Below are 9,222 nucleotides of genomic sequence, written 5' to 3'. Positions count from 1 at the left end.
CCTTGCCAAGGTCGGGGTCGCGGGTTCGAGTCCCGTCTCGCGCTCTCAAGAGTACAAGAAAGGGTATCCGAAATGGATACCCTTTCTTGTGCTGTTCAAGCCCTGCCGGGCTCGAATGTTCGAGGTCTCCGCTCCGCTCCGGTCGTTGCAAAGCGAACGTCCACTGGACGTTCTGCAACGTCTCGCGCTCTTCTGAAAAGTGTGCCGAAGCCTTTATTTATAAGGGTTTCGGCATTTTCCTATATAAAGCCAATAGTTTGATTTGCTGTTTACACAAGATCATGCGTGAGCACTAGGCGTTTGACGGCTGAGACCAGATAGTGTATAATAGCCAGTACTGCGGTAACGCGGAAACAAGTTTTGTCACAATGAAGTATAGTCATTAAATCGGCAAAATGGGGGAAAAGAAGGAGGAAAATATTTTGAAACAACGAGAAACCTTTCAGTCAAGACTGGGATTTCTGCTGCTTTCAGCAGGATGCGCCATCGGTATCGGAAATGTATGGCGTTTTCCATATGTGGTTGGAGCAAACGGCGGCGGCATTTTTGTCGTAATCTATCTGCTGTTTCTGGCTATTATGGGTGTTCCGGTTCTTTCTATGGAATTTGCGGTGGGACGTGCAAGCCGCAAAAGTCCGGTTAAGGCTTATCAGGAGCTGGAAAAACCGGGAAGCAAGTGGCATCTGCATGGTTATGTGGCGCTGCTTGGCAACTATGTACTGATGATGTTTTATACCACGGTTGCGGGTTGGATGCTTTATTATTTTTACAGCTTTGTGACCGGAGCATTTACCGGACTGGATACCGAAGGCGTTCAGGGAATGTTTGGTGAGATGCTGGCGAGCCCGGGCATCAATGTATTCTGGATGGTGGTTGTGGTAATTCTTGGAATCATGATCTGTTCTCTTGGTCTGCAGGCCGGAGTGGAGCGTATTACCAAGGTGATGATGATCGGTCTGCTGTCGCTGATGATCATCTTGGCGATTCATGGCGTATTCCTGGAAGGCGGTATGGAAGGCCTGAAATTCTACGTGCTTCCTGACGTGGAGAAGATGAAATCCGTGGGAATCGGTCAGGTGATCGTGTCTGCCATGAACCAGTCCTTCTTCACGCTAAGCCTGGGTATTGGAGCCATGGCGATTTTCGGAAGCTATCTGGAGAAGAATAATACACTGCTGGGCGAGTCGGTCAATGTTGCAGTACTGGATACTTTTGTAGCGATTACCGCGGGTCTGATCATTTTCCCGGCGTGCTTTGCGTTTGGCGTCAATCCGGACAGTGGTCCGAGCCTGATCTTCATTACGCTGCCGAACGTATTTATCTCCATGATCGGTGGACGGATCTGGGGAAGCCTGTTCTTCTTATTTATGTCCTGCGCGGCTTTCTCTACCGTCATTGCGGTATTTGAGAATATCATTGCCTGCGATATGGAATTATTCGAGATCGACCGGAAAAAATCTGCAAAGATCAACATGATCCTGATCATTGTACTGTCCCTTCCGTGTGCATTGGGCTATAATGTACTCAGTGGATTTGAGCCGCTGGGAGCTGGCAGCTCTGTGCTGGATCTGGAGGATTTCCTGGTGAGCAATATCCTGCTTCCGCTGGGCTCCCTGGTGTATCTGCTGTTTGCCACCTGGGATTTCGGCTGGGGCTTTGACAAGTACCGGGCTGAGGCAAATGAGGGTGTCGGAATCAAGGTGCCGGCATGGATCCGCGGGTATGTGAAGTATATTTTACCGCTCATGATCCTGGGACTGTTTGTTCAGGGAATCTGGGTGAAGTTTTTCGCCTAAACTGCTGAGTTCAAATCATTTGTAGTTATTTGCTTACATAAGTATTGGAAAATGTTCACATGCAGAAATTTTGATGATTGGAATGCGAGAAAGCGGCAAATTTTGTCGTTGGCGACACTTGTATGAATAGTGGACTGATGTATGCGAGGAAAGAGAGGAATTGCCATGATTCGCTGTTGTATTTTTGATTTGGATGGAACCTTATTAAATACGCTGGATGCGCTGACCTACACGACCAATCTGACATTAAAGGAGTTTGGCTACGGGCCGGTCGGTGAGGAACAGGTCAAGCAGTTTGTGGGAGACGGATACCGCATGCAGGTAAAAAGAGCGCTGCAGTACTGTGGGGATGAGAAACTGACCCATTATGAGGAAGCGCTTTCTGTCTACATGAAGCTGTTTGCGGAGCATTGTCTCTACCATGTGCGTCCTTATGATGGGATCCGGGAACTTCTTGAAACATTAAAGAAACAGGGAATCCACATTGCAGTTCTTTCTAATAAACCGCACGCACGGACAGTGGAAAATATTGAGTCTGTGTTTGGCAAAGGATATTTCGATGTTGTGGCAGGACAGAAGGATGAGATTCCGAAGAAGCCGGACCCGGCAGGTGTGAACCTGATCCTGGAGCAGTTTGGCTATAAGCCGGAGGAGTGCCTGTATTTTGGTGATACCAATACCGATATGCAGACAGGGCTGAATGCAAAAGCGCATACGGTCGGCGTAACCTGGGGATTTCGGGGACGTGAGGAACTGGAAGCATTCCACCCGGATTTTGTGATCGATGAGCCGCAGACTGTGATAGAGAAAATCCTGAAATTTTATGTATAAGATTCTGGATGTGACGATACATAATATTATAGAAGAAAATCTATTGGAAAAATTATTGAAATAAGCGAACCTGTTTCATGAAGATGCAGTTGGAAGACATCGTTTTGGGTGAATGGTTTCCGCACAAAAGAAGAAAAAAGAGGAAATCTGTGGATAATCTGCAGATTTCCTCTTTTTTTCACTCCATGGCACTTGATTAATTTCAGAAATCCGATATAATGGGTTAGTATATGTTTTATATTTATGCAGAATATTCATCCGTAGATGAATAAATGCAAATCGAGGAGGATTATTATGAAGAAGAAAATCGTGGCATTATCCATGGCAGCATGTATGGCAGCTTCTGTAACCGCTTGCGGCGGCAGCAAGCCGGCAGAGACAACCGCAGCAGCTTCTGAGGCAGCTACCGAAGCAGCAGAGAGCACTGAGGCATCAGAGAGCAGCGCTGAGGAAACCAAAGCAGCAGCTGAGATCGAGACTGTAACTTCTGGCAAGCTGACCGTAGCAACCAGCCCGGACTTCGCTCCGTATGAGTTCTACGCAATCGGTGAGGACGGAACCCCGAATCTGTCTGGTTTCGATATGGATCTGGCTCAGTATATCGCAGATTATCTTGGACTTGAGTTAGAGGTTGTTACCGTAGATTTCGATGGTGTATTAAGCGAGCTGCAGACCAAGTCTGTTGACCTTGGTATGGCTGGTCTTTCCCCGGATGAGAAGCGTATGGGCATCATGGATTTCTCTGATATTTACTATACCGGCGGTCAGTCCTTAGTAACTGTTAAGGACAACGCTGAGACCTACAACAGCTTCGAAGCAATCAACAAACCGGAAGTTTCCGTAGGCGCACAGATCGGTTCCATCCAGATGGATCTGGCAAATGAGAACAGCCCGGAGGCTGACATTGTTGGTCTTCCGAAGGTTACCGATATCATTTCTGAGCTGTTAACCGGCAAGATGGATGCTGCTTACATCGAGACGGATGTAGCAAAGAGTTATCAGCAGAACTACCCGGAGCTTGCAATCGTTATGGACGTTCCGTACGATACCGAAGGTTCCGCAATCGGTGTCTGCAAGGGCAACGAAGCTCTGTTAGCTGGTGTTAACGAAGCAATCGCAGCTGCAAAAGAGGATGGAAGCCTTGAGAAGTTCATCGCTGATGCTGGTGAGCTTGCTGCAGGTGAGAAATATGAGGGTCTTCTGGACGCAGAAGGAAACGTTCAGAACTAAGACTGAAAGGAGCACCCAATGAGTCATTTTGTTCAATGGAGCAATTTTTCAAAAATAGCGCCGTATGCCGAGTTGTTTCAGCAGGGCATTATCGTTACAGTCCTGTTATCCGTATTTACGGTTGCAATCGGCTTTTGCATCGCGCTGATACTGGCACTGATGAGAATGTCCAATGTCCGCCCATTCCGGGCATTGGGACTTGATAAAGACGGTCATATGCGGGAGGGCGGTCCGCTTGTCTGGATCAGCAAGTTTAATCCGCTGTCTTTCCTGGCAACGGCTTACGTTGAGATCCTGCGTTCCACGCCGGTTATCGTGCAGGTGTTTATCATCTACTACGGCGTGTTCGGCATCATCCAGCTTCCGTCTTTCCAGATCCTCGGATTTATCAAGTTTAGCCGGTTTTTCCCGGGCGTTGTGGCTCTGGGCATGAACTCCGGCGCATATCTGTGTGAGATCATCCGTGCGGGAATCCAGTCCATTGACGGCGGACAGACAGAGGCAGCCCGTTCCCTCGGACTGTCCCAGACCCAGAACCTGCGCTATATCATTTTCCCGCAGGCATTAAAAAACATTCTCCCGGCAATCGCCAACGAGTTTGTTGTAATCATTAAGGAGTCTGCAATCACCTACACCATCGGTGTACAGGATATCATGTCTGCTGTAAATGCAGTTAAGGGTGCAACCTTTGTTATCGTGGAGCCTCTGCTGGTGGCAACGGCAATTTATTTCTGCCTGTGCTTCCCGACTTCCAAGATCATTGCATATTTTGAGAGGAGAATGAGCCGTGGCGACAAACGATAGCATGATTCAGGTAAAAGACTTAAAAAAGCATTATAAAATGGGAACCATCAAGGCACTGGACGGTGTGACGGTCAACATCAACAAAGGGGATGTCATGGCAGTCATCGGGCCGTCCGGTTCCGGAAAGTCCACCTTCCTTCGCAGCTTGAACCTTCTGGAGGAGCCGACCGGAGGAGCCATCATCTTTAACGGGATCGACATCACCAAGAAGAAATACCAGGATGAGAGCGGAAAAATGGTAAAACTGGACATTGACGCCCTGCGCCAGCGCATGGGAATGGTGTTCCAGCATTTCAACCTGTTTCCGCATATGACCATTCTGGAGAACATGGTGCTTGCACCGATGAAGGTAAAGGGTGTCAGCCGTGCAGATGCGGAAAAGAAAGCCTTAGAGCTTCTAGACCGTGTTGGTTTGAAAGACCGTGCAGATGCTTACCCGATCCAGCTGTCCGGCGGACAGAAACAGCGTGTTGCAATTGTGCGTGCGCTGGCGATGGAGCCGGAGGTGATGCTGTTTGACGAGCCGACTTCCGCGCTGGACCCGGAAATGGTTGGTGAGGTTCTGGATGTTATGAAGGAACTGGCCCACGAGGGCATGACCATGGTGGTCGTAACCCATGAGATGGGATTCGCAAAAGAGGTTGGAAACCGCGTCCTCTTTATGGCAGATGGAAAGCTGTTGGAAGAGGGAACGCCGGAGGAGATCTTTGATCATCCGAAGCATGAACGTCTGAAGGAATTCCTTGCAAAGGTATTATAAAAAGGATTATAATTATATTGCTGCGGCACAAGGAGCAGCAATGTTGAGATTATGGTTTGAAGTTACATCAGAGTGCCGGGCTTGTTCCCGGCACTTTTTGCGTTGTATGGAAAATAACAGACAGGAGGAGTATCAATATCATGACAGAAGAAAAGAAGGCAGCCCTCGCGGCCATTGAAGCCAGAAAAGATCAGATCTGCGATGTGGCAGACCGCATCTGGGAGTATGCGGAGTTATCTTTGCAGGAGGTAAAGTCCGCAGCGCTTTACTGCAAAGTGCTGGAGCAGGAAGGATTTCATGTAGAAAAGGGAATCAGCGGCATTGATACGGCATTTTCAGCAAGCTTTGGAAGCGGCCGTCCGGTGATCGGTATTCTGGCAGAGTACGATGCGCTTTCCGGCTTGTCACAGACCGCGGGCTGTACGGAGGAAAAGCCGCTGGCCGAGGGCGGCAGCGGACATGGCTGTGGTCATAACATTCTGGGCGCCGGTGCGATGGCAGCTGCGTTTGGCGTGAAGGCTTATCTGGAGCAGAATAAAATAGAAGGAACTGTGATCTTATATGGCTGTCCGGGGGAAGAGGGCGGTGCATCCAAGGCATTTATGGCGCGGGATGGTGTCTGGAAAGATCTGGATGCGGCACTGACCTGGCATCCGGAGGATGTCAATGAGGTTGCGACCGGTTCTTCCAATGCCTGCATTCAGACCCAGTACAAGTTCCACGGAATCGCTTCCCATGCATCCGGTGCGCCGGAGAAGGGACGCAGCGCACTGGATGCAGTGGAATTGATGAACACGGGCGTGCAGTATCTGCGGGAGCATATGAGTGACAAGGCGCGGATCCATTACGCGATCACGGATGCCGGCGGATGCAGCCCGAATGTGGTGCAGGCGAAAGCCAGTGTGCTTTATATGGTGCGCTCTAACCATGTAGCAGAGGCGATAGAGCTTCAGAAGCGGGTCGATAAGATTGCTCAGGGCGCGGCGCTGATGACGGAGACAACCTTTGAGAAGAAGTTTATCGACGGACTTTCCGATACGATCAGCAACTTTGCGCTGGAGCGGGTTCTGTATAAAAATTACGAGGAGCTTGGCGTGCCTTCCTATACGGAAGAGGAGAATGAATTTGCAGATGCTCTCGCGAAAACCTATCTTGGAAACGACAGGGTTCCGGGTGTGGCAGCAGGAAACGATGAACAAGCAAAAGAGCAGGTCATCGCCATGCAGCAGGCGTGCGGTCATGCCATGAATGCATTTCTGGCACCGCTGTACCAGGGGAATGCATTTAAAGCAGGGTCTACCGATGTAGGTGATGTGAGCTGGCTGACTCCGACTGCGCAGATCCATGTGGCTGCATGGCCAAACGGCTGCCCGGGACACAGCTGGCAGAATGTTTCCTGCGACCGAACTGAAATTGGACACAAGGCAGCGGTCCATGCTGGAAAGGTACTGGCGGCGGCAGCCATCGACCTTTATAACCAGCCGGAAATCTTAAAAGAAGCAAGGGCAGAATTTGAAAAGCGCACGGCAGCAGGCTTTGTGAGCCCGGTCCCGGCGGACGCAGTCCCGGTGATCCCGGATTAGTTTGTTAAATTTGCAGTTCACAGATGCGACACAAAGAATTTAGAAAGTTTTAACAGGAGCGGGGGTTTAAAATCCCCCGCTTCTGTTGTATACTTAATAGAACAGAAAAAGCTGGGAAACATTCGTTTTCAGTCACATATGGGGGAAGGGCAGTGTGTGAACGCCATATGTGAAGAGAGAAGAACAGCTGCAAAAATTCTGGATACAACACGAAAGACATAAAGGAGAGCAAACGTATGGGTATGAAAGAAGACGGACCAAAGCGGCCAAATAAAAAGCTGCTTTATTACTATGGCATTATTCTTCTGATTACGGTTCTGCTGAATGCGCTGGTTATGCCGGCCCTGGCAGAGCGTTCCGTAACGGAAGTCACCTACGATCAGTTTCTGGATATGCTGGACAACAAACAGATCGCAGGAGTAACAAGAGGAGACAATCAGCTGACCTTCTGGACAGAGGATGTGCAGCAGGTTTTAAATGGCCAGCTTCCCATGAAGTCATGGAAAAACGCAGATATTAAACTGTACAAAACAGGTATCTGGCCGGATGATGACCTGACGACCAGACTGAGAAATGCAGGCATCAGTTTCTCAGAGACGATCCCGACACAGGCATCACCTCTGCAGAATTTTATTTTCAGCTGGCTTCTGCCGATCCTGATGTTTGTGATCATTGGCCAGCTCCTTAGTAAGAGCATGGCCAAGCGGATGGGCGGCATGGGAAATGCCATGACCTTCGGAAAGTCCAATGCCAAGATCTACGCAGAGACTGAGACCGGCAAAACCTTCGCGGATGTAGCAGGCCAGGAAGAAGCAAAGGAAGCATTAAAGGAAATCGTGGATTTCCTGCATAATCCGCAGAAGTATGCAGACATCGGAGCAGTCTTGCCGAAAGGAGCACTGCTTGTGGGCCCTCCTGGAACTGGTAAAACCCTGCTTGCAAAGGCAGTAGCTGGTGAGGCACATGTCCCGTTCTTTTCCATTTCCGGTTCGGAATTCGTGGAAATGTTCGTTGGTATGGGCGCAGCCAAGGTGCGTGATCTGTTTAAGCAGGCAAATGAAAAGGCACCTTGTATCGTATTTATCGATGAGATCGATACCATTGGTAAAAAGCGTGATGGTTCCGGTTTCTCCGGAAATGATGAGCGTGAGCAGACGTTAAACCAGCTGTTAACCGAGATGGATGGTTTCGATGGCCGCAAGGGTGTTGTGATCCTGGCAGCAACCAACCGTCCGGAGTCCCTGGATAAGGCGCTGCTTCGTCCTGGCCGTTTTGACCGCCGGATCCCGGTTGAGCTTCCGGATCTGAAGGGGCGTGTAGCAATCCTGAAAGTTCATGCAAAGAATGTAAAACTCGGAAGTGACATCGATTTCGATGCGATCGGACGTGCAACCTCCGGTGCCAGCGGTGCAGAACTCGCTAACATCATCAACGAGGGCGCATTGCGTGCGGTACGCCAGGGCCGTGCCTTTGTAACACAGGCTGACCTGGAAGAGAGTGTTGAGGTCGTTATTGCCGGTTACCAGAGAAAAGATGCCGGTGTGTCCATGAATGAGAAGCGTATCGTATCTTACCATGAGGTAGGTCATGCGCTGGTAGCAGCGTGCCAGAGCAACAGCGCCCCGGTGCATAAGATCACCATCATCCCGCGTACCTCCGGTGCCCTCGGTTATACCATGCAGGTAGAAGAGGGTGAGCGCTTCCTGATGAGCAAGGAAGAGGCATTAAACAAGATCGCGACGCTGACCGGCGGTCGTGCCGCAGAGGAATTTATCTTCCATTCCATCACGACCGGTGCGGCAAACGATATCGAGCAGGCGACCAAGCTCGCACGTGCCATGGTAACCCGGTACGGTATGAGCAGCCAGTTTGGTATGGTAGCATTGGAAACCGTGAATAACCAGTATCTGGGCGGCGATACTTCCATGGTATGTTCCCCGGAGACTGCAAGACTGGTCGATGAAGAAGTCGTCAACATCGTAAAACAGCAGTATGACAAGGCAACGCAGATCCTAAAGGACAATGCAGCCAAGTTAAACGAGATTTCCGCTTATCTGCTGGAGCGCGAGACCATTACCGGTGAGGAATTTATGGAGATTCTGAATGCCGGGAAGGAAACAGAGGAAGATAGCGCTCCGGTGAGTCAGGAAGAAGCTGCGCAGTAACAATATCGCATGATAACAAACGAGGTGCGAAAGCTCCCGCAGCCGCCATGCAT

The 9,222-nt window shown here is 49.9% G+C and carries 8 protein-coding genes; all 8 read left to right on the top strand.

Going from position 1 to position 9,222, the window contains the following annotated elements; all coding sequences use genetic code 11:
* On the top strand, positions 1-196 hold a 196-nt coding region (locus DW922_RS17835; RefSeq protein ID WP_207666309.1), incomplete at its 5' end, for a hypothetical protein.
* A 199-nt stretch (positions 197-395) separates the two neighbouring features.
* Complete coding sequence (locus DW922_RS16820) at positions 396-1,796, top strand: sodium-dependent transporter (RefSeq protein ID WP_118727141.1); 1,401 nt, start codon at positions 396-398, stop codon at positions 1,794-1,796.
* Positions 1,797-1,937: 141 nt separating this feature from the next.
* Positions 1,938-2,627 (top strand): HAD family hydrolase, encoded by a 690-nt coding sequence (locus DW922_RS16815; RefSeq protein ID WP_347560331.1) that lies wholly within the window; start codon positions 1,938-1,940, stop codon positions 2,625-2,627.
* Between the two features lie 294 nt (positions 2,628-2,921).
* Complete coding sequence (locus DW922_RS16810; protein ID WP_195715100.1) at positions 2,922-3,857, top strand: transporter substrate-binding domain-containing protein; 936 nt, start codon at positions 2,922-2,924, stop codon at positions 3,855-3,857.
* Between the two features lie 18 nt (positions 3,858-3,875).
* On the top strand, positions 3,876-4,661 hold the full coding sequence (locus DW922_RS16805; protein WP_118721384.1) for an amino acid ABC transporter permease: 786 nt from the start codon (positions 3,876-3,878) through the stop codon (positions 4,659-4,661).
* Between the two features lies 1 nt (position 4,662).
* Complete coding sequence (locus DW922_RS16800; protein WP_182431734.1) at positions 4,663-5,421, top strand: amino acid ABC transporter ATP-binding protein; 759 nt, start codon at positions 4,663-4,665, stop codon at positions 5,419-5,421.
* A 140-nt stretch (positions 5,422-5,561) separates the two neighbouring features.
* Positions 5,562-7,004, top strand: a complete 1,443-nt coding sequence (locus DW922_RS16795) for a M20 family metallopeptidase (protein WP_118727139.1) — start codon at positions 5,562-5,564, stop codon at positions 7,002-7,004.
* Between the two features lie 236 nt (positions 7,005-7,240).
* Positions 7,241-9,169, top strand: a complete 1,929-nt coding sequence (ftsH, locus tag DW922_RS16790; protein WP_195715099.1) for an ATP-dependent zinc metalloprotease FtsH — start codon at positions 7,241-7,243, stop codon at positions 9,167-9,169.
* The last annotated feature ends 53 nt before the right edge of the window (positions 9,170-9,222 follow it).

The organism is Clostridium sp. AM42-4 (assembly GCF_003480105.1).
GTDB lineage: Bacteria > Bacillota > Clostridia > Lachnospirales > Lachnospiraceae > Brotaphodocola.
Note: the sequence above shows the minus strand (reverse complement) of the source record. Positions and strands in the feature narration are given on the sequence as shown.